Source organism: Corynebacterium riegelii, assembly GCF_001263755.1.
Lineage (GTDB): Bacteria > Actinomycetota > Actinomycetes > Mycobacteriales > Mycobacteriaceae > Corynebacterium > Corynebacterium riegelii.
Genome location: NZ_CP012342.1, coordinates 2387387 through 2408572, shown reverse-complemented (window position 1 = coordinate 2408572; position 21186 = coordinate 2387387). Strand labels below are relative to the sequence as shown.

Below are 21186 nucleotides of genomic sequence, written 5' to 3'. Positions count from 1 at the left end.
TTCCGGTTGTAGCGTTATTTGATGTTACGTGGGCGTCGATAAGCTAAAAAGCCCAAACCCCGATGCCGAGAGTGCGACACCGGGGTGAGTTTTATCAGCTTAGGAGGAGAGCGTGTACTCCTTGCCGGAAGACCCCTTCAGCTTCATATCCTTCACCGAGGAGTTGAAGCCGCCACCCGGCGCGCAGTTGTCATAGATCAACGTGCCCGCCAGAATGCCTGCGGCGATCAGTGCGATGCCTGCGGCAACCATTGCCAGATCCGCGCCGACTTCCTTCAGGCGGGCGTTGACCTCAGCAACCTGGCCAGCCATCTGCGGGTTGAACACGCCCAGCTGCTGCTGGATCTGCGAGTTCGTCTGCTCAAGGCGAGCCGATACCTCATTGGCAATCGGGGTAAGCCCCGGCAGGTCGATCTGGGTGGCCAGGCCAATCGGCAACAGTGCGATCAGCGGCAGACCAAACCCGAGGGTGGTGGCGACACACTTGCCGGTGTCAATGCCCGGCGCGGTGTCGGGCTTGTCCTGGGCGTCGGCAGGGTTGGTGGTTTTCTCGATTTCCTCTCGGTTGGTGTGGCCATCACCATCGAAGTCACCGTTCGGATCCAGCAGGGACTTGCCGTCCTTGCCAACCAGATCAAAGTTGGCCATGGCGCTGTTGGTGGAGCCGTCCTCGTAGGTGAAGTTCACCTCAACTGCCGGACGGGCAAACGGCTTGAAGGTTTCGACGAACGTATCCCAACGCTTGCCAGCCTCAGTGCTCTTGATCTCCGGCAGCTTCGCTGCGATCTTGTCCTTGACCTGATCCATCGACGGAGCCTTGGCGTTGATCACGCCGTTGTCCTGCGGGGTGAAGGTCCACGTGTCCGCATCAGAGTTCTCGGTCGGCGTTGCTTCGGTGCTCTTGAGCGGAGCCTGCTTGCCGAACGGATCGTTGGTGTTCTTGTCACCATCAACCGGCACATCGGTCTTCTCGTCATACTTCGGTGCATAGCGCTGCGCATCAGAACCAACGATGAGCTTGGTGTTTACCTCATCGGTGCTGCCGTCCGGGTAGGTGACAACAACGGTGACGTCGTACTCGCCCGGTGTCGAGGTGTCCGGGGTCTCCTTGTACTGGAACTTCGTGCCCTCTGGAAGGTCATCGGCGTTCTTGATGTTCTTCCTCGGGTCCGGGGTGCCGCCCGTTGGAACCTTCTGGTCCTGGCCCTGTGGGTCGTACTGGTCAGCCTGGGAGGGGTCCTTCTTCGGCTCATCAACCGTAACCGTGGTGGTGACTTCATCGGTGGTGCCGTCCGGGTAGGTGACAACGACTGGGACCGTGATCGTTTCGCCAGGCTTTGCGTCACCTGGGATGGAGACGGTGATTGCACCGGTATTCGGGTCGACGGTTACGCCCTCCGGAGCGTTGTTGCCCGGGGTGAAGGTGGTGCCTTCCGGAGCGGTGGTAGGGTTGCCGTTCTTGTCCGTGAACTTCGGCGCAGGAACCGTCACGTCCTTGCCAGGCTCACCGTTGCCGCCCTCATACTCAGGCTGGAAGTGATCGTTCGCGTTCGGCACCTTCGGGTTGCTGTCTTCTGCATCCGGGATGCCGTCGCCGTCATCATCGCCGTCTTCGGTGTCCGGGGTGCCGTCACCATCAGTGTCCAGCTTGAAGCTCGCCGTTGGGTGGTCCTGCGTGCCGTCCGGGTAGGTGACGGTCACCGGGACGTCGAACTCCTCCTTGGAATCCGCGTTGAGCTTCGGCTTGCCCTCTTCATCCCTCTCCACCGTTACGGTGACAACGCCGGTTTCCGGATCAACCTCAACCTTGAAGCCCTCCGGTGCTGTGAAGTCCTTCGGCAGTTCGAACGTGGTGCCGCTCGGCGCGTCAACGTCCTTGCCGTCCTTGTCCTTGAACGTCGGCTTTGAGGATGCCGGGGTGTCTGCCGTTACCGTCTCGCTACCGTAGGACGGCTCGAACTGCTCTGCCTGGTCTTCTGCCTTCACAACCAGCGGCACGCGATCAACGTGACCAGCCTGCACCACCGTCGGCTCCCCGCCTGCTTCCTCAGCCGGAATGACAATGTCATACGTCACCGTCACGTTCGGCTTCTCCTGCGAAGGAACATCCTTGGACACCTCAGTCGGGGTGCCCGTGATTGTGCCGGAAGCCGGATCGAACTTCAGGCCAGCCGGCAGGCCCTCAACCTGGAGGTTTCGCACCACCGCGGCCTCAGGAAGGCCCTCGGGGAGAACGGCTTGGTCGTAAGGTTGGTTCACGGTGGCGTCGTGAAGCATAGTGTCCGTAACAAACAGGTCATAAACCTTCGAGTTTTCCACCGTGGACACTGATGCATCCCCAACGGTCAGCTCAGCCTGATTCGCCACCTTCACCTGGTACCGGCCGGGCTTCTTCGGCGTACCCGAAATCACGCCGGTTGCCGGATCAATGCTCATACCCTCCGGCAGGCCCTCGGCATGGAAGGTTTGGTGCGTGATGGCGTCGGCAAGCATGGGTGCTACCGAATGGTTGTAGGCCTCCCCCACCGAACCAACAGGCAAGGAGTTGATCACCACAGCCGTAAACGCATCCGACGCAAGCGGCGTACGGTTACCCGTACCATCCTGCGCCCACAGCGTCGCCGTGTACGTAGTGTTCTCCTCCAAATCCGCCGGGACCGTGAAATCCGCAGAAGGCAGCGAGTAATTCTCCACCTTCAGATCCTTGTGCTCCGCAACGACATTGCCCTCAGGATCCGTCCACACAATGTCATACTTCAGGTTCTCATGCGTAAGCAGGCCCGTAGCCTTAGTCACCGCAGTATCCCCAGCCTGCGCCGTGTGCAGCTGCGAATCAAAATTCACCACATCAAAATCCAGCGGTGCCGGGCTCAAAATGATGTTCATGCCGCGCTGGTAGTCCTGCATCCAGTCCTCAGTCTTACCGGCCGCGACGTTCTTGCCGCCAGACCACGTGCCCGGATCAATACCATTCATCCAACGCTGGAACTGCCAACCAGACTGCACACCAATGTTGTCCGGCAAATCAACCGGACCAACGTACATCCAGTCCAAGTTGATGTGCTTCGACGTGGTCGTACCCTGGCTCCAATTACCCTCAGACCAAGCGCCGGCGAGAGTGTGGAACTTGTCCTGCGGGACGATCCAGCGGTTGTTGCGGGTGTCGCCGTAAATGCCCTTGAAGTAGAGCCAGTAGACGCCATTTTCATCCGTGGTGGTGGTCACCGTCTCTGCAATCCACTCCGGATGATCAGTCTGGATCTGCTGGTTGATCCACTCCTGCATCTTGTTCTCATCCGCAATCGTCCAATCACTGCCGCGCAGCTTTCGACCGCCGAAGTTCTGCTTCACGTGCTCCTCAATGGCAAGGATCGCTTCATCACTCAGGTAAGAGCCGACGATCTCCTGGCCGGCAAGCACCAAGTCACGCTGCTCGCCCTGGATGATGCCGCCGCCCAAGATCGCGGCCGTCTCGGAGTCCACAGCACCGTTCGGGACCGCAGAGTTCCAGAACACAACACCGCTGACCGAGCCTTCTAGGCGGCTGCCCGCGTTGTCACCCTCATTGGACACCGCCCACTGATCCCGCGGCTTAGTCAACGTGTAATCCGTGTTGCGGATGAAGTTCACATCCAAATTGGAAACGTTGTAGTTGCTGTTCCACGACACCATGTGCGAGCTATCCGCCACCGACTGCGACGGCGCCCACGCCGACGCATAGTGATTCATCAGACGCAAATCCTTCTTCTGGCCGTCCGGCAACTCAACCCACACACGGATCTTCTCGTTCCAACCATCCAGGCGGCGGTTGCCTGCGATATCCGACAGGCCGGCCGAGCCAGTGGTTTGTGCCGCCTCGAACACACGCATGCGGTTCAGCTCATCAAAAAACGGCTTCATCTCAATGGCGTAGGAGCCCTGCTCATTCGTGGTAGCGACGTAGACCGGAGAGTAACGAACATCGCTAGTTCCCTCCTTCCACTGCGCATACACCTTCGCGCCAGCAATCGGCTTCGAGTAATCCGCCAAACCCGCATTCGTAGCCGCCTGCGCGAACACCTCACGCACCGTGCCCGAAATAGTGAACGGGGCGTTGGCCAAGCCCTCAGACTCAATCGCGGTGTTCGTTACCGGGAGGGCGTTGTGGGTTTGGGCTTTGGCTGGTTGGGCTGGTGCTGGTGCGGCGTGTGCGATCAGCGCAAACGACAGTGCTGCAGCGGCAATCGACGTTCCACGACGACGCGCGATGTTCATTCCTCGCATGAATTCCCCTTCAGGGATCAAAGTTCCAATAACACCCACGCCCATCCGTAGACGCGGGGCCGAGCGGGAAACCTGCTCACAGGCTTCTCACAGACCGGGCAAAGTTAGCTTGGGGAAATTAGTTGCTCAAAATCGAATAAGAGGGCTATCAGTTTTTATTCGTTCGTTATTACAGGGCGTGAGCAGGCAATTTAAAGCGGATTATCAGCTATCAGTTAGATAGATTTAGCCAATTTGGTGATGGGTCACATTCCTATCAGTGCTGGTTAGGGGCCTGTGCCTGTGTTTGATTTGGTTTGTGGTGGGGCTTTTGGCGGATATCGTCGCACCATACCCACATTTGGGGGCAATTCGTGTGATCTATGGGTGTCGGCGCCGGGGCTCGGCGGGTGTTGCGGGGCTCGGCGGGTGTTGCGGGTCTCGGCGGGTGTTGCGGGTCTCGGCGGTGGTGCAGCCTAAGTGAGGCGAGAGCGCGAGTGAGACACGCGGGCTAAACCCCGAACGGAAGACTACGGATACGCCGAGTTTTCGTGGCGTACTCGGGGTGCTGTGTTCGGGGTTTACGGCGTGTTCGGGGTTTACGGGGTACTCGGGGCTGCGGCGTGGTGCCGGGGAGCGGCAGCGGCGATGAGTTTCGGGCGCGGTCGGGGTGTAACGCCAAGCCGGGGTGCCTGACGGAGGCAGCAGTGAATTAAACGCGTGTCGTGGTAGCCAAAAGCGCTTCAAAGTAAAGTCGGCAGCGTGCAGATTCACACCCTTGCTCTGGATAACTTCCGGCGCTTCGCGCATTTTGAGATGGAATTTGAGCCAGACCTCACGCTCATCAACGCGCGCAACGGCAAGGGAAAAACGACAGTGCTCGAGGCCGCGACAATCGCACTACAGCCCTTCGTTGGCACCTTGATGCCTGGACAATCTGCCAGCATCAAACAACCGGATGCAAGATACTTGCCTACAAACGGGTTTGAACGCGAGCAAGACTTCCCGGTTGCAGTAACCGCAACTTTTGCCAACCCCAATGTGCAATCTAGGCGAGAGCTTCGAAAACCAAACGGTCGCACGACCAGCGTAAGTACCCACGAGCTGACTGAATACGCAAATGACCTCCTCGACAAACTGCGCGATAGCAGGACCGCGGTGGAGTTGCCGGTAGTCGCCTACTACAGCTCGAAGCGTCTCTTTGCGCTGCGTAGTGGCCTTGCAAGCAGGATCGCCGGACTAAGCCGTACGGTTGGCTACCAGGATTGCTTGTCAGCGCTCTCAAATTTCAAGCAGCTTCAACAATGGATGGCAACCGCCACACGCGCACAATTGCAAGAAGAGCAACGGAAAACTGGTGCAGCGGGCATTGCAGCACTCCACAAGAGAGTGCAAGGCATTGAAAATGCCGTCGACTCCGTACTGGCAGATGAAGGCTGGACCGGCTTTCACTACAGCCTCCACTTTGAGGAGCTGGCGATTTCCCACCCAGACCACGGACTGATGCCAATTTCAGCGTTAAGCGATGGCACGCGTGCAATGGTCTCCCTCGTTGCTGACCTGGCCAAGCGAGCATCACAGCTCAACCCTGATTACAGTGAAAACGCTGCGAAGCTTGCATCCGGAATCGCGCTCATCGACGATATTGACCTGCACCTTCATCCCGAGTGGCAGCACCGCGTTGTTCCTAGTTTGCAGGCAACATTCCCCAACATGCAGTTCATCATCAGCACCCACAGCCCCCGAGTGTTGAGCTCAGTACCGCGCAAACACATCCGTGTACTGGAACAGGATGAAGACCAGCAATGGCACACCCTTTACACCCCTCCAAAAGATGACGTACATTGTACTCACACAGTATTTCGGGAAGAAGTAGGGGACTACGATGACACTGACAAAGGACAAGCGACTCAACCTCCGCACAACAGCCCAACAAGACCAGCGCCTTAAGCGGGCTGCGGAAGTCCGTGAGATTTCCGTGTCCGAATTCATCCTCAAAAGCGCAATGGCAGAAGCAGAGAAGGTCCTAGCGGATCGCCGCTGGTTCGAGCTCAACGCGGAGGATTTTGCAAAGTTTGAGCAAGCTCTCGACACACCAGTCGATGGGACGAAGCTGGCACGCCTCCTCGCCTCTGAATCCGTATTTGGCAAGGAGTTCACCCTTGACTGACGGTATCCTGCACGAACCTCGCAGGATTAAGAAAGGCGACCACCTTTCAAACTTCTCGTGCGGAGTAGACAGTCTCGACGAATGGCTCAAGCGGTTTGCGCTGCGGAATCAGCGGGCCAACAACGCAGTTACGTACGTAACCACGCTCAACGATGAAGTCGTCGGCTACTACGCCCTCGCCTCAGGCGGGGTTAGCCGTGAAGCACTGCCGAAAGACCTGCCTGGCGGGTCGAGACCATATGACGTACCGGTGATTGTCCTCGCCCGCTTCGCCGTTGACTCCCGCGCACAGGGCAAAGGCGTCGGCCGATCACTGCTTGCAGACATGTTCCGGCGCGCGCTCGCAGCCGCCGACATCGTGGGTGCAATGGGAATTTTGATCCATGCACACGACGAAAGTGCGAAGCAGTTCTACCTGCACCATGCCGATTTTTGGGAGATGCCCGGCGAACCGCTGCACCTACTACTGCCGATTAAGTCGATCCGTGCTGCGCTTGAGAGCGAGTAGGTAAAACCCAGCCCCCTAGCGCTCCATGACGTCGTGGCGCACGATGGTCTGGTCACGGCCCGGGCCTACACCGATGTAGCTGATCGGGGCGCCAGAGAGCTCCTCCAGACGCAGCACGTAATCCTGCGCCTTCTGCGGCAGCTCCTCAAACGTGCGGCACTCCGTGATGTCCTCATCCCAGGCCGGCATCGTCTCATAGATCGGTTCGGCGTGGTGGAAGTCGGTTTGGGTCAGCGGCATCTCGTCGAAACGCTTGCCGTCCACGTCGTACGCCACGCAGATGGGAATCTCACCGATGCCGGTGAGCACGTCGAGCTTGGTGAGGAAGTAGTCAGTAAACCCGTTGACGCGCGCGGCGTAGCGAGCAATCACGCTGTCATACCAGCCGGTGCGGCGCTTACGACCCGTATTCACACCAACCTCACCACCGGTGACCTGCAGGAACTCGCCCCACTTGTCAAACAGCTCCGTTGGGAACGGCCCCGCGCCCACACGCGTGGTGTACGCCTTCACAATGCCCAGCACACCCGTGATGCGAGTCGGGCCGATGCCCGCGCCAACGCAGGCGCCGCCAGCTGTCGGGTTGGAGGAGGTGACGAACGGGTAGGTGCCGTGGTCCACGTCCAGCATGGTGGCCTGGCCGCCCTCCATAAGCACATGCTTGCCTTCGTCGAGGGCGGTGTTGAGGACACGTTCAGCGTCGATAACCATCGGCTTTAAGCGCTCAGCGTAGCGGCCGAAGTAATCCATGGTCTCCTCCACCGAGATGGCCTGGCGGTTGTACATCTTCACCAGCATCTGGTTCTTCACATCCAGGGCGGATTCGATTTTTTGGCGGAGGATTGATTCGTCGAAAATGTCCTGCACACGAAGGCCAACGCGGGCAACCTTGTCAGCATAGGTCGGGCCGATGCCGCGGCCGGTGGTGCCAATCGCACGCTTGCCCAGGAAGCGCTCCTGCACGCGGTCAAGCGTCTGGTGGTACGGCGCCACCATGTGCGCGTTGCCGGAAATGCGCAGGCGAGAGGCGTTCGCGCCGCGGGCCTCCAGGCCGTCGATCTCCTCAAACAGCGCCTCAAGGTTGACCACAACGCCGTTACCAAGAATCGGGGTGGCATTTTCACTGAGCACGCCGGCGGGCAGCAGCTTCAGCTCATACTTTTCACCGCCGACAACCACGGTGTGGCCGGCGTTGTTACCGCCGTTGGGCTTGACCACATAGTCAACCCGGCCGCCGAGGATATCGGTAGCTTTACCTTTCCCCTCGTCTCCCCACTGGGCACCCACAATGACGATGGCGGACATCTATCGCTCCTTATATATACGGACCCGCATTATTCGTCCCGCGTTGCATATCTCGCGTGGACTTTGCGGCCAGAGACGGCGCTTATTGTAGCGTGCAACCTATGCGTCTACTTCATTGCGCGTGCGGTCCCACCGAAATTTCTATCCCGGGCGCCCAGCGACACGACCTTCCACCAATCCCCTCACGCAAAGATTTGCGCTTTTTAGACACCGCGGCCAAAGAGTGCCTGCCGGTAGATCCCACGCCTTCGCTTGCAGAGATGCAGAAAAACCCCGCCGCCCCGCACCTGGGCGATCCCACGTTTGCGCCGCAGCAACCGGAGGAGCCACTGCGCGTGATCGTCTCCGGTTCGGACGCCGCCTTAGGCGCCGTGCTCACCCGCATGATGCGCGGCGATTACCTCTGGGCGGAGGTGGCGTATCTGCCTACAGATGTTGGATCGCCTGCTGCCGTGAACTGGGGTGTGGATGGGGACGTTGCTTTTGCCTGCGAGGCACCCGTTATCCCCGCCGCGTGCGTGCGCACGGACAAAGGCCTGGTAGTTGCGGGTTCTGCGTCTATCTATTGCGGCGATGGGTCCTCCGAATTTATCGGCGAGATCATCGTGGATTCCGAAACCCTGCTCATGCGCACCGGAGGCCGCTCCCGCCGCCGCGGCCTCTACGGCGCACGCCTGGTGCCCACCATGAGCGCGCCCGGCATCGCCGCCACCACCATCACCACCCCACTTGTCCGCCGCGGCCTCGCCCGCCTCCTGCCCGCCGGCCAACCCGACCCCACCCAAGTCCTCACCGGACGAGCGGTCCAAGCCGGTGGCGAGAGCATCACTTTGCTTATCGACGCCCACGCCCACCCCCCAACCACCTCCACCACCTTCTACCGCCACCTCCGGGACATCCAATCGGTGCGTGCCGCATCGTTGTAGGGTCAGTTTAGGCCCACTTCAGGTTGTGTGTGAGAAAACTCACATTGTTGGTTTTGTTGTTTATGAGGCCGCTTTCGTAACCGTTTCGCAATGTATGCAAGGTGGATAGAACCGTAAATGTTCCTGAATCCCCAGCGCATCCGGTTGCTGATCGCAGGTATACCGGAATATTTGAAAATTACGAGGGAAAGTTCCGGATTTTTGGCCGGCTGGGGTTTGTGGTCGGCGGAGTCGGTGGAACGCCGTTACGTTGGGTTGTGTTCTGAAAAACCAACTAACCAAGGAGCTACACCCAATGACTAACCTCAACCGCATTGAGGATCTTGCAAACGCAACCGCTTACGACGTCAACGGCGACAAGGTCGGTTCCGTCCAGGACGTCTACGTCAACGACACCACCGGCCAGCCGGACTTTATCACCGTCAACCACGGCCTCTTCGGCACCGGCACCTCCATCGTCCCGCTGCGTGGCCACAGCCTTCGTGATGGCGACCTCCACCTGGCCTTCCCCAAGGACCGCATCGAGGACGCCCCGGATCTTGACGACAACGGCCACCTCACAACCAACGACCAAGACGCCCTCTACCGCCACTACGCCCTGACCGAGACCCAGGACGTCACCACCTACGAAACCGGCGCCCCGGTTGAGCCGGTTGATGGCGCTGCTGGTGCTGGCGCTGCTGGCTACGGTGTTGACGCTGGCGCTACTGACGCTGGCGCTACTGGCGCTGGTGTTCCGGCTGCCGGTGTTGGTGCAGCCGCTGCCGGCGTTGGCGCTGGTGCCGCTGGCCTTGGTGCTGCCGACGCTGGCTACGCCGACGGCGTTGCTGGCACTGCTGACGCTGGTGTGGCTGGTACCGACAGCGACGAGCTCATCCGTTCCGAGGAGCAGCTCAACGTTTCCAAGGACCGCGTCGAGTCCGGCGAGGTGCACCTGCGCAAGTACGTTGTCACCGAGACCGAGACCGTCGAGGTGCCTGTTGAGCGCGAAGAGGTCCGCATCGTCCGCGAGCCGATCACCGAGGCCGACCGCGCTGCCCACACCGGCGCGATTGGCGAGGCCGAAGCCTCCGTCACCCTCCACGAAGACCAGGTCACCGTAACCAAGGAGTCCGTCCCGGTTGAGAAGGTCTCCCTTGAGACCGAGACCGTCCGCGACACCGAAACCGTCTCCGAAGAGGTACGCAAGGAGCGCTTCGAAACCGACGGCGTTGTCACCGACGGTGACGCCGACCTCCGCTAGCGGAGGGATTAGCCGGCGCCAGCCGGCCCAACAATGAGAAAGCCGACCCTCTCGGGTCGGCTTTTCCCTTTTCCTTTCGTCCCAGTCCCAGTCGGCCCCCGCCAAAAGAATTCAGAACTAATTCAGTGCCCTGGGGAGAATCCTGAATTCGTTTGGTCTGGGGCGCTCAGCGACCTGGGGAAACTGAATTCTTTGCCCGTTTTTGGGGAAAGAATTCAGGGTCGGCGGCGCAGCACTGAATTACTTCTGAATTCTTTCCTCCTGGCGGACCGAACCCGTTCACAACTGGCCTGGCACCTGGCCGAGCATCTGGCTTGGCAAGGCGGATCCTGACAAATGTGACGAGGCGCCCAGGGCCGCTCAGCTGAAGCCCAGCTCAGAGCGTTTCGAACGGATTGGCGATGTAAGGTTTGTCAGCGGGAAGGCGACGGCCCTGACAAATTTGACAATTCGGCCGGCAGGCGATCGGCAAACGACCAGGTCAGGGCGTTTTGGCAAAATTTTGGTGTCAAATTTGTCAGGGCTGCCTGGTGGGACGGCGGTGGGGCTGGACCGGTGGCTGGAAAACGGCCAGCCAGGCTGGCCGGTGGCCGAAAATGGCTGGTCCGGTGGCTGGAAAACGGCCAGCCAGGCTGGACCGGTGGCCTGGCAACAGCCACCAAAACCAACAGCCACCGAAACCGCCCGGCTACTCGCCGATGGGGTCTACGTCGAAGACTTCCGGCGGGTACTTCGGCGTTGGGGACGTCGGCGCCAAGGCAGCCAGGGCGGACTCCCTAGACATGCCGCAAATCTGCAGCATGTCCACCGTCAGGGAGCGCGTCTGCGCGAGGATGGCGTAGGTGGACAACACCGGCCCACCAGGGGCGGATTCCGCAACTGACATGTCGGCGGTCTGCGCCACGGCACGCAGCTCGTTGACCATCCTCGGGATGACGGTGGCTTGGGCGCGGCGGGAGTGGACGTCGTAAACCTCGGAGACCTCAAGGGCCACCTTGGCAAGCGTGTCAATCAACGCGATCTGGGTCTCGGACACCGGGTCCTGGTCCTGGCACAACACCCGGGCGCGACGAGCCAGCACGCGGGCGGAACGCACCGCGTTGTCCACCGGCGGGATCACGCGGCTCATGGACTGGATGTAGCGGCGCGAGCTCCACAAGAACGGGGAGATGCGTGTGGATTCTTCACCCGACTGCACCGCCGCGGCCATCGCGTCAATGCGCGTTTGGGATCCTCGGATCGCCTTCAAGGCAGTGTTGATTTCTTTGGGGTCGAGGGCTTGGAGTCCAGACGCGACGTCGTCAAGCACACTGCTCAAAAGGCTCATAACCTGGGCGATCTCTGCCCTCGCTGAGGCCATGGGACCTTGGGGAATCAACGAAAGGACGCCGAGCGCCACGAGACAGCCGATGAAGGCGTCCACGGTGCGGTCAATGCCCGTGACCTCTGCATCCGGCGGCATGATGGTGGCGATCAGGATTGAACCGATCGCCACCTGGTTAACCAGCATCTGGGACTTTGAGAAAAACGACGCAATCAGAAGCGCCCCAGAGACAATAACCGCAATCTGCCAGGGGCCGTCCCCCAGCCGGTAGAACAACAGATCACCCACCAGCACGCCAAGCATGCAGCCAATGGTGATGTCCACCGCCTTAGTCAGCCGGTCGCCCGTGCTGATACCAATGATCAGCACCGTTGTAATCGGCGCGAAGAACGGCCGTTGGTGACCAAACAGATCCTGCGCGATCCAATACGCAAGGCCGGCGGCAAGACCGGTCTGCAAAATCGGCAACAGCCGTTTACGCACGCGCTTGAAACGCGCCTGGAAAGACTCATCAACCGCGCGCAGGCGGTCGCGAGTGTTCATTCGTTGTTGAGCCATGGCAGTACAAATACTAATGGCGCCGGGCTAACCCCGACGCCACGTATGACAAAGAGCGCTTACTTAGCCACGCTCTTGCCAACAGAGTGCAGATCCTGGCACGCCTCAATCACGCGCTCAGACATGGCCTGCTCCGCCTTCTTCAGGTAAGAACGCGGGTCATACATCTTCTTGTTGCCAACCTCGCCGTCAATCTTGAGCACACCGTCATAGTTCTGGAACATGTGGGTGACAATCGGGCGGGTGAACGCGTACTGGGTGTCCGTGTCAACGTTCATCTTGACCACGCCGTAGCGCAGGGACTCCTCGATCTTCTCCTTCTCAGAGCCGGAGCCGCCGTGGAAGACAAAGTCAAACGGGTTGGTGCCAGCAGCCAGGCCGAGCTTCTGCTCCGCAACCTTCTGGCCCATGTCGAGCACCTCCGGGCGCAGCTTCACGTTGCCCGGCTTGTACACGCCGTGGACGTTGCCGAAGGTAGCGGCAAGCAGGTAGCGGCCGTTCTCGCCGGTACCCAGTGCGTCAATGGTCTTAGCAAAGTCCTCTTCCGTGGTGTACAGGTTGGCGCCGGCCTTCGCCTCAACGCCGTCCTCTTCACCGCCGACAACGCCGATCTCCACCTCAAGGATGATGTTGGCCTTGCGTGCCTTCTCCAGGAGCTCCTGGGCGACCTCAAGGTTCTGATCAATCGGCACCGCCGAGCCGTCCCACATGTGGGACTGGAACAGCGGCAGCTCACCACGGTCCACGCGCTCCTGGGAGATCGCCAGCAGCGGACGCACGTACTCATCCAGCACCTCAAGCTGGCAGTGGTCCGTGTGCAGCGCAATATTCACGTCATAGTGCTTGGCCACCTCGTGCGCGAACGCCGCCAGCGCCTGCGCGCCAGCCACCTTGTTCTTCACGCTCAGGCCGGAGCCGAACTCTGCACCGCCGGTGGAGAACTGAATGATGCCGTCCGACTCAGCTTCGGCGAAGCCCTTGATAGCTGCGTTGATGGTTTCAGAAGAGGTGCAGTTAATTGCCGGGAATGCGAAGCCGCCCTTCTTGGCGGCATCAAGCATCTGGTTGTACACCTCAGGGGTTGCGATAGGCATGCGGAAATCCCTTCCTGTCGGGGCAAAAGATACCCCTCCAGTATGCCCCGTCTACGGCATGTTTGCAGCCACCGCCGCCGCAGCCTCCAGCAGCAGCCAGCCAGACAGCTGGACTGAGAGGTCGCGCTCATCAATTCGAACCAGCCCCACCGCTTCGCTTATCGACGCCGGGCCCAACCCATAGTTATGCGGTAACCTCGCATCTTCCGTCCACTCCGCCGGGAAAATCGGCAGACCATCGACCTCAAGACGGTGCTGCCACAGGCTTTCCGCCGACGCCAAAACCAGGCGCGCCGCCACCTTTTTAGTTGCGATGTTCTCCCGCGAATCCTCCGGAAGCCTCACCGCGATCTCCGCCAGATAACGCGCAAGAATGCCCTTGAACAGGCCGCCGTCGCCCTCACCGGATTCGGCGGCCGGGCTGATGATCACGCCCTGCGGGGTTGCCATGTTCAGCGCGATGGCCTGCACGATGGCGCGGATGTGCGTGATGTAAAACACGGACGCGTCGGCGCGCTCGGAGAACTCAAACGAATCGATCGGTTCATCGCCGGCAAGGCCGATGTCCTCGCGCAGCGCCAGCGCGATCTCCAACGAGGCACCCAGCACCGTGCCCTGGTTGTAGGTGTACAGCTTCTGGTTCACCTCGGGCCCGTGCATGCGCATCCGGATGCCGTCATAGAGCAAGCCGGACTCTGCGACCAGGTTGTCAAAGATCCAGTCCGTGATCTGGCGCGCCTTGTCTAAACGACCGGTCCTTGCAAACAGGATCGCCGCCGTGGCGTTCGACGCAATGTTGTAATACGTCTCCTCCGCCTTAAGCGGCAACACACCCGTAATCGGATCAATGGCCTCAAGCAGGTCAAACTCCAGCGCGTCGAGCGTGCGCGTGCGCTTAAGGCCGTCGAGTGCGAGGGCCCTGTTCCACGCGAGCGCCAGCCACGCCTTGTCATCATTGTGCGGATTATCCGTCGGCTTGCCTTTGGTCCGGCGCTGAATGCCGCGAAGCGTGTCCGCCAACTGCTTGCGCCTGGACTTTGTCGGCCGCCGCAGCGCCGCATCCACCTGGCAATCAAAGTATTGCGCCTGCCACCAAAAGTGCCAGTGCCAAAACAGTTTGTCCTTCGCCCCCGGCGGCCACGTCACCATTGCCAGGTTGGTTTTGGGGATGCCCCAAAGACGAGCGGCATGACGCTCATGAATGGCAGATGCTGCCAGGTCAGCGCGATGCGACCAGGTTTCGGGCACGTTGGCTCCCTCAGCGACACTATGAAAAACCGTTATCTGATCGGTGTCAGAATTCTGTTTCCTATATTGCCACGGGACACCTCTTTGTTACCCCTTCCCCCGGCCGGCGTTCTTGGGGATACCCCTTTGGCGCATCGTCGGCATTTTTGTGAGTAGATGCTCGGTCAGAGGCTCGGGATTTGGAATCTTCACGCTCTGACCGAGCATCTAGTCACTAAAAGGCAGAGCCTCCGCGAAAGCAGGGTGTCTAGGCCAGGGCGGGTGTCCGGGTGGGGTCAGCGGGAAGGTCGGGAGGAGAGCGATGAAGGAATTCCGGGAGGTGATGTCACCACCTGGGGCAATGGGTGCCGGAATGCAACAATTTGGAAATTACCGCAGCGGCCGGGGGCCAGACGCCGGGGGCCGAAAAGCTACCAGGCCTGGGAGAGGTCGGCGTGCTGGCGGATCCAGGCGTGCATGGCAATGCCGGCGGCAACGCCCGCGTTGATGGAGCGGGTGGATCCGAATTGGGCGATGGAGCAGGTCATGGAGGCGGCGGCTTGGGCGTCCGCAGTCACGCCGGGGCCTTCCTGACCAAAAAGCAAAAGGCAGCGCTTCGGTAACTCAGCCGTTTCCAAAGGCACCGAGCCGGGCGTGTTGTCGATGGCCACCACCGTGATGCCCTCCCCAGCAGCCCACGCGATCAAGTCCGCAACCGTGGCGTGGTGGCGGATGTGCTGGTAGCGGTCCGTGACCATCGCGCCGCGACGATTCCAACGCTTGCGCCCAACAATGTGCACTTCACGAGCCAGAAACGCATTCGCGGTGCGCACCACGGTGCCGATGTTCATGTCGTTTTCGAAGTTCTCGATGGCCACGTGGAAGTCATGACGCTTCGAGTCCAAGTCGGCGACGATGGCGTCCATGGACCAGTAGCGGTAGGCGTCGACAACATTGCGGGTGTCGCCTTCGGCAAGGAACTTCGGGTCGTACTGCTCGCCTTCCGGCCACGGGCCTTCCCACGGCCCGACACCGTGGCGGCCCTCGTTCCATTCGGTGGGGCCTTTCGCCTCGGTGGGGTCTTTCGCCTCGGTGGGGTCTTTAGCGCAAGCGTCGTCAAGCGGAAGCTCAGGCAAGCCCAAGGTCCTCCAGGCCGAGGATGTGGCGGTACTCCACGCCGGCGTCTGCAATGACCTGGGCGGCGCCGGTCGCGCGGTCGACCACGGTGGCCACGGCGACAACCTCAGCGCCCTCGGCGCGGCAGGCCTCGACGGCGGTCAGCGGGGAGTTGCCGGTGGTCGTGGTGTCCTCCACAACCAGGACGCGCTTGCCGGCGATCGATGGGCCCTCGATGCGACGCTGCATACCGTGCTTTTTCGCTTCCTTGCGCACCACAAACGCGTCGATAGGCCGGCCGTCCGCGTGCATGACAGCGGTGGCCACCGGGTCGGCGCCGAGGGTAAGCCCACCGACGGCGTCGAAATCAAGGTCCGCGGTGAGCTCACGCAGCAGCTTGCCAATCAGCGGGCTCGCCTCATGGTGCAGCGTGGCCCGGCGCAGGTCAACGTAGTAATCCGCCTCCTTGCCGCTGCTCAGCGTCACCTTGCCATGCACCACGGCCAGCTCCTTGACCAGCTCGGCCAGACGTTCTTTGTTACTCATGTGTGTCCTCCTCAAAAATGGATGGCGGTTGTTGCATGCGCGGCGCGCGCGTTAAATCCCCCGCTCGGGAGTCGCCGGCGATCGGCGCGACGTCATCCGCACCCACCTCGCGCGGATCCACCTCCCCCTTCGTGGTCCCCGTGACCCGCGTGGGCAGTTCCACTTCGGGCCGCAAGAGCTTTTGCTTATCGACGCCCACCTCAAAGCCCCTCTCCGCCAACCCCCGAGGGGAAGCGGGTGGGAGGGTCCGCGCGGCGTCTGCAAGCAACCCGATCGGGGCGAAGGCGGCGTGCCAGTCGCTGGGTTTGGCGCCGTGGGCCAGCTGGGCGACAACCCAATCAGCCTCAAACCACACGGCCTCCACGGCTTCCGGCATCTGCTCAAGAGCGGTGGAAACGCGCACGTCAATGAAACGTTGAATGGGGCCGGTGTCCGTGCCGAAGATGCGGAAGCCTTCGACTTCGGTGATCAGGTGCAGATCAGTGTCGTCGTTGGCGGTGTCGTCGTTACCTCCGACACCGGAATTGTCCGAAGCGGACCGGCGCATGTCTACGACCACGTCGCTGGCCTCGCCAGTAGTCATGGCGATGACCGTGGTGGAGCCAAGGTCCGCAATGTAGGTGTCGTGGCCGTACTGCACGCCACTGGCAACCTTGGTTGCCGCCGCACCCGCAGAAGCCGCGCCGCGGCGCCACTCCCCCGTCAACGACTCATCAGTCTTGGCGTAGCTGAACCCATTCGCCTTCGCCCACGCTTGGCGTGTCTCCGTAACCGGAAGCGCTGGCAGCGCAGGCAGCCCGGGCAAACTGGTGTCTGGACGCAGCAGCCACAACCCCGCCGCAAACAGCACGACGGCTAAAAGAATTAATACGTAGGCCATTACACGTCTGCCGCCACCGGGTTTTCACGATTGGCAGCCCACTGCGACCAACCACCGATGTAATGCGTCAACGTTGGCAAACCGGCGTGCTCCAACGCCGCGAGCAAAAGTGCCGAGTGGTTACCCGAACCTGAATACGTAATGGCCTGGGCCGGATCCGTTGACTCCGTAATCCCCGCCTCAGCCGCGCGCTGAAGGATCTCATCTGCCGAACGCACCAACACGTGATCATCTTCCTGGTGGAACAACTCCGCCACCGGAAGATTCACCGCATTCGGAATATGGCCTGCGCGCAGGTCAAGGGCTTCGCGGCGGCCTTGGAAGCGGCGTTGGGATCTAGCGTCGATAAGCAGGCCAGCGAAATCCCTGACCTCCTCCATGCTGGCGGTGGGCATGCAACCTGGTGTGAGCTGCACCTCACGCGGCACGACCACCTGGCCGGGGCCGGCGACCGTGGGCAGCTGCTTGCCGTCCCAGCTGGCAAAACCGCCGTCCACAATGTGCACATCCTGGATGCCCGCCCAGCGCAACACCCACCACGCGCGCGCCGCGAACAGGCCCGTGCCCTGGTCATAGACGTACGTCGGACGGCCTGCCTCAATACCCCAGCTCTTCACAGCCTTGCGCACAACATCAATGTGCGGCAACGGGTTACGACCCTCCGCGCGGCCCGGCATGCCCGCCAAATGCGACGCCGGATCACAAAACAACGCCGACGGCACATGCTCCGACTGGAACTTCGCCCAGCCACGATCCTCTTTCTGCTCCCACAGCGCCGCAATCACGGTCTGCTTCTTGCCGGACTGAATGCGATCGTTCAGCTCCTCCGCCGCCACAAAAACGCTCATGGTGGCTCATTCTAGGGCAAATCTATGTCCGCGTTCTGGTGACTAAGCCATGTAGCCCGGCGCTTGCTGGATTGCGCCCTCAGACTCCAAACCATCCAGCCACTCCATAATCCCCTCACGAGGGCAATCCGCGCCTATGGACGCCGCGAGCATCCCACCCGGCCCCATCTCCACCCGGCAGCCGAACGCCAAAAGCGTCTCGGCGAGCTGCAGTGGCGCCTCCGTCGCCGGGAGAATACGCACCGTCGACGCACCGCCGCGCACCACCACACGATCCACGTGGAACTGGCCGCCAACCGTGACGCATTCGACGATGTCGCCAAGCGCCAACGACGTATCCACAAACGGCACACTGGCAACCACAAAATGGTTGCCAGAGAGCTGGTGGCCCGCAAGCAGCTCATTTTCCACACCCGGGACGCTCACGCGGGTGGTAATCGTGGTGATCGGTTGCATGCCCGGGATTGTAGCCGGTACTAGGGTCTGGGCGTGGCGGGTTGGCGGTGGGTTGGTGGTGGGTTGGTGCGGCTTTGAAACTCTGAAACGCAAACATCGCTATTTCCTAGAGCTCTTCGTCCTCTTCATCCCCTTGCCCTTTGGGGCCGACCCCGAGATTGCTAACGTGAAGTGGGTCTTTTAAGTTTTCTGGGTAATTGAAAACGCATTGCCGAATACCATCTACATGTTCACTGAGGCTCGTGGTAACGGTGGCCCACATTGGGTCAAGAATAAAATCTATCCCGGAACGGCGGGCATGCTTTGCAGCTGGAACAAAGTCGCTATCTCCGGTGATCATCACTATCTGATTTACCGTTCCACTCTCCGCAAGAGATGCTATGTCGAGACCAATTCTCATATCGACACCTTTTTGAGTGATTTCGAGTTTGAAATCTCTCTCTTGCAAATCCTCTACCCGAAGAGTCCCCGCACAAAGCTTCTTCAGAGGATCAGTCTTCAGCACATAGCCATTCTGAGTTTCAAGTTCTTCACCGCGACGAAGTGCAACCTTTCTCTTGTGCGTTAACGCATCGAAGAACTGATTTGTCCATTTGAACTGGTCGGTCGCGGCCAAGTTCACTTGGCTTCTAGTCAGTGGGTGAAAGAGAACTTTTTCAGAGGGCGGGCAATCATAATAGAAAATTCGGTACAGGCTGCTTCGCGACTTACTTATATGACGGCGGGCATACCTCACCATCTCGTTTGCGCGGTCTTCCGGCGTCTTATCCCCAAATAGGCTATAAGCACGGCGCCTATAGGGGTTAAGCGACAAAATGTGTGCTTTTTTGGATATGGATTCCCGGTCCTGCCTGGGCCTACGGCGGGAGAGTGCTCGTTGAATCGGGATTCCCGACCATAGACCGGAAGGTCCACCACTTCAGGCGTTGGATGTGCTACGACAGCAAGCTGTTAAACCAGCTGCATGCCAACTCAACACAGGAAGAGAAAACACAACAGGCCCCTATGTCCGGCATGCGAGCACACCGCCACGAAAATGGGCACCACCTCCAGCGGAAAACAGCGATGGCGCTGTACACACTGCGGGCACACCTTCACCAACCCGAACACGGCTAAGACCAGCGCATATCGGTTTGCCATCTTCATCGACTGGATCACCGGCCAGCGTCCCCTCGACGCTGTGGCTGCTGCACACAACGTCTCCAGGCGCACATTGATCCGCTGGTTCACCTACTTCTGGTTCATCATCGTCCCATGCAAACCAGACCCGTACCGCGTCTACGACCAGCTGTTTATTGACGGCACCTACTTCCACAAAAAATGCCTGCTTGTCGCTGCAACCAGCGAACACGTCGTTGCCTGGCACTGGTGCACACGAGAAACCGCCTACGACTACGCCAAACTCTTCGACCTGATCGCCGAACCCCTAGTCGTGACCACAGACGGCTCCGGTGGCGCAAACAAGGCCATCAAACAATGCTGGCCAAACGCCTCCATCCAACGCTGCCTCGTCCACGTACGCCGCGACACCATCAAAGACACCACACGCCAACCAACAATCACCGCGCACAAAGCACTCCTTCGCCTCGGCAACCAGCTAACCCACATCACCACCCGTGACCAGGCAATTACCTGGGTACTTCGCCTCAACCGCTTCCATGACCTCTACGGTGACTGGCTCAAACAACGCACCTACCGCAACCAAGTCGCCCCAGAAGAGATCCCAAAACGCATCCGCGACAACCAGCAATGGTGGTACACCCACCCCAGAGCCCGCAGAGCCTACCGCCGGTTCGAGCGCCTCTACCAACAAGGCCACCTCTTCGTCTGGCTCAACCCACCAAAACACACCACAACCGAGCTAAAGACCACCACAAACAGCCTGGAAGGCGGCATAAACGCACAACTGAAACACCTTGCCCGAGCCCACCGCGGCACATTTGACGAACACCAACGAATCATCATGGACTGGTGGCTCTACCTGCACACCCAACACCACGATGACCCGCTGGCGCTAGCAATCGAGCAAGACTTCGGCCGCAAAGGCTACGCACACGCCCGCCAGGCACACATGCGTGAACGCGACCAAGCCAACTCACCCGACGGCCGGCCGAAAGTCTACGACACCGGCATCGACACCGACTTCAACCCCTCCTGGGCCATCCGACACGGCTGGGCAGGACGAACATAACCCCAGCACAGCACCCCGGGCCCGGCCCATTCCAACCCCCGAAAAGCACACATTTTGTCACTTAAATCGACACGCCGAGAAAAGCACACATTTTGTCGCTTAACCCGATCTTCCGGTGTCTTATCCCCAAATAGGCTATAAGCACGGCGCCTATAGAAACCTCCATCGATTAGAACTGCAGTAATCACCGGACGTAGGTACAAGGGCCGGCCTGCCTCGTTTTCTCGCCTTCGATGCTGCCTAGACTTTTGACTCAAAACTTCCCCCTTAGATGATTAAAGCCCCTGTCATCGGCGTCACTCCTGATTGGTGGAGGGTCAACGGCAAGGGGCGTTGATCAACAATGATAGCACCGCGCGAAGCCTTTTACCATTCGTCAACCTCATTCTTAGCAAAGATTTACAACTTGCCAGACTATCCCTCCACCCCTCCCATAACTCCCGCAAATGTTTCTTTGGGAGCAATTACTGCGGGGTTGGCGACTCGGTTGCTGCCGAAACGTTTCTACCTATGAACCGGAAGAGGGCCCCGTAAGCGCTAATACGCTTCAAC

Annotated in this window: 17 protein-coding genes; 6 read left to right on the top strand and 11 right to left on the bottom strand. The window is 60.1% G+C overall.

Annotated elements, in window-relative coordinates:
• Window positions 1–99: 99 nt before the first annotated feature.
• Entirely contained in the window at window positions 100–4263 is a 4164-nt protein-coding gene (locus AK829_RS11380) for a YPDG domain-containing protein (RefSeq protein ID WP_198147771.1), read from the bottom strand.
• 741 nt (window positions 4264–5004) lie between these two features.
• On the opposite strand from AK829_RS11380, the gene AK829_RS11375 reads away from it, so the two are divergent.
• The 3 genes from AK829_RS11375 to AK829_RS11365 are packed head-to-tail and all read left to right on the top strand — an operon-like array spanning window position 5005 to window position 6920.
• Window positions 5005–6192 (top strand): AAA family ATPase, encoded by a 1188-nt coding sequence (locus AK829_RS11375; protein ID WP_052206021.1) that lies wholly within the window; start codon window positions 5005–5007, stop codon window positions 6190–6192.
• A complete protein-coding gene (locus AK829_RS11370; RefSeq protein ID WP_052206019.1) occupies window positions 6128–6412 on the top strand; it encodes a type II toxin-antitoxin system TacA family antitoxin in 285 nt (94 codons plus the stop codon). The genes AK829_RS11375 and AK829_RS11370 overlap by 65 nt, the downstream gene beginning before the upstream one ends.
• The gene (locus tag AK829_RS11365) at window positions 6405–6920 is read left to right on the top strand and encodes a GNAT family N-acetyltransferase (protein WP_198147770.1); all 516 of its coding nucleotides are present in this window, start codon (window positions 6405–6407) and stop codon (window positions 6918–6920) included. The genes AK829_RS11370 and AK829_RS11365 overlap by 8 nt, the downstream gene beginning before the upstream one ends.
• 15 nt (window positions 6921–6935) lie before the next feature.
• On the opposite strand, the gene AK829_RS11360 is transcribed toward AK829_RS11365, so the two are convergent.
• The gene (locus AK829_RS11360) at window positions 6936–8225 is read right to left on the bottom strand and encodes an adenylosuccinate synthase (protein ID WP_052206018.1); all 1290 of its coding nucleotides are present in this window, start codon (window positions 8223–8225) and stop codon (window positions 6936–6938) included.
• 260 nt (window positions 8226–8485) lie between these two features.
• Between AK829_RS11360 and AK829_RS11355 the strand changes: the two genes are divergently transcribed.
• Together AK829_RS11355 and AK829_RS11350 are read left to right on the top strand one after the other, a co-directional pair.
• A complete protein-coding gene (locus AK829_RS11355; protein ID WP_232305744.1) occupies window positions 8486–9151 on the top strand; it encodes a hypothetical protein in 666 nt (221 codons plus the stop codon).
• A 295-nt stretch (window positions 9152–9446) separates the two neighbouring features.
• Window positions 9447–10394 (top strand): PRC and DUF2382 domain-containing protein, encoded by a 948-nt coding sequence (locus tag AK829_RS11350; protein ID WP_052206014.1) that lies wholly within the window; start codon window positions 9447–9449, stop codon window positions 10392–10394.
• Between the two features lie 688 nt (window positions 10395–11082).
• Here AK829_RS11350 and AK829_RS11345 read toward each other — a convergent pair.
• The 9 genes from AK829_RS11345 to AK829_RS11305 all read right to left on the bottom strand — a co-directional run bounded on the left by AK829_RS11345 (window position 11083) and on the right by AK829_RS11305 (window position 19065).
• Window positions 11083–12276: an FUSC family protein gene (locus AK829_RS11345; RefSeq protein WP_052206013.1), complete on the bottom strand. Its 1194-nt coding sequence runs from the start codon at window positions 12274–12276 to the stop codon at window positions 11083–11085.
• Between the two features lie 59 nt (window positions 12277–12335).
• Window positions 12336–13370, bottom strand: coding sequence for a class II fructose-bisphosphate aldolase (gene fbaA / locus AK829_RS11340; RefSeq protein ID WP_052206010.1), 1035 nt, complete (start codon window positions 13368–13370; stop codon window positions 12336–12338).
• A gap of 51 nt (window positions 13371–13421) precedes the next feature.
• Entirely contained in the window at window positions 13422–14618 is a 1197-nt protein-coding gene (locus AK829_RS11335) for a glycoside hydrolase family 76 protein (protein WP_052206008.1), read from the bottom strand.
• 410 nt (window positions 14619–15028) lie between these two features.
• The gene (locus tag AK829_RS11330; RefSeq protein ID WP_052206005.1) at window positions 15029–15733 is read right to left on the bottom strand and encodes a TrmH family RNA methyltransferase; all 705 of its coding nucleotides are present in this window, start codon (window positions 15731–15733) and stop codon (window positions 15029–15031) included.
• Entirely contained in the window at window positions 15726–16259 is a 534-nt protein-coding gene (gene pyrE, locus AK829_RS11325; RefSeq protein ID WP_052206003.1) for an orotate phosphoribosyltransferase, read from the bottom strand. Before pyrE ends, AK829_RS11330 begins: the two co-directional genes overlap by 8 nt.
• Window positions 16252–17139 (bottom strand): type III secretion system chaperone family protein, encoded by an 888-nt coding sequence (locus AK829_RS11320; RefSeq protein ID WP_052206001.1) that lies wholly within the window; start codon window positions 17137–17139, stop codon window positions 16252–16254. The genes pyrE and AK829_RS11320 overlap by 8 nt, the downstream gene beginning before the upstream one ends.
• Window positions 17139–17987, bottom strand: coding sequence for a sulfurtransferase (locus AK829_RS11315; RefSeq protein WP_052205999.1), 849 nt, complete (start codon window positions 17985–17987; stop codon window positions 17139–17141). The genes AK829_RS11320 and AK829_RS11315 overlap by 1 nt, the downstream gene beginning before the upstream one ends.
• Before the next feature lie 42 nt (window positions 17988–18029).
• Complete coding sequence (locus tag AK829_RS11310; protein WP_052205996.1) at window positions 18030–18443, bottom strand: DUF4265 domain-containing protein; 414 nt, start codon at window positions 18441–18443, stop codon at window positions 18030–18032.
• A gap of 106 nt (window positions 18444–18549) precedes the next feature.
• Window positions 18550–19065 carry an NYN domain-containing protein gene (locus AK829_RS11305; RefSeq protein ID WP_308314034.1) on the bottom strand — a complete coding sequence of 172 codons (516 nt, stop codon included), beginning with the start codon at window positions 19063–19065 and terminating at the stop codon, window positions 18550–18552.
• A 342-nt stretch (window positions 19066–19407) separates the two neighbouring features.
• On the opposite strand from AK829_RS11305, the gene AK829_RS11300 reads away from it, so the two are divergent.
• Window positions 19408–20634, top strand: coding sequence for an IS1249 family transposase (locus AK829_RS11300; protein WP_083439850.1), 1227 nt, complete (start codon window positions 19408–19410; stop codon window positions 20632–20634).
• The last annotated feature ends 552 nt before the right edge of the window (window positions 20635–21186 follow it).

Coding starts and splice junctions, on each gene's coding strand:
- AK829_RS11380 (WP_198147771.1), bottom strand. CDS start 4,263: ATGCGAGGAATGAACATCGCGCGTCGTCGTGGAACGTCGATTGCCGCT.
- AK829_RS11370 (WP_052206019.1), top strand. CDS start 6,128: ATGACACTGACAAAGGACAAGCGACTCAACCTCCGCACAACAGCCCAA.
- AK829_RS11360 (WP_052206018.1), bottom strand. CDS start 8,225: ATGTCCGCCATCGTCATTGTGGGTGCCCAGTGGGGAGACGAGGGGAAA.
- AK829_RS11355 (WP_232305744.1), top strand. CDS start 8,486: ATGCAGAAAAACCCCGCCGCCCCGCACCTGGGCGATCCCACGTTTGCG.
- AK829_RS11350 (WP_052206014.1), top strand. CDS start 9,447: ATGACTAACCTCAACCGCATTGAGGATCTTGCAAACGCAACCGCTTAC.
- AK829_RS11345 (WP_052206013.1), bottom strand. CDS start 12,276: ATGGCTCAACAACGAATGAACACTCGCGACCGCCTGCGCGCGGTTGAT.
- fbaA (WP_052206010.1), bottom strand. CDS start 13,370: ATGCCTATCGCAACCCCTGAGGTGTACAACCAGATGCTTGATGCCGCC.
- pyrE (WP_052206003.1), bottom strand. CDS start 16,259: ATGAGTAACAAAGAACGTCTGGCCGAGCTGGTCAAGGAGCTGGCCGTG.
- AK829_RS11320 (WP_052206001.1), bottom strand. CDS start 17,139: ATGGCCTACGTATTAATTCTTTTAGCCGTCGTGCTGTTTGCGGCGGGG.
- AK829_RS11315 (WP_052205999.1), bottom strand. CDS start 17,987: ATGAGCGTTTTTGTGGCGGCGGAGGAGCTGAACGATCGCATTCAGTCC.
- AK829_RS11310 (WP_052205996.1), bottom strand. CDS start 18,443: ATGCAACCGATCACCACGATTACCACCCGCGTGAGCGTCCCGGGTGTG.
- AK829_RS11300 (WP_083439850.1), top strand. CDS start 19,408: ATGCCAACTCAACACAGGAAGAGAAAACACAACAGGCCCCTATGTCCG.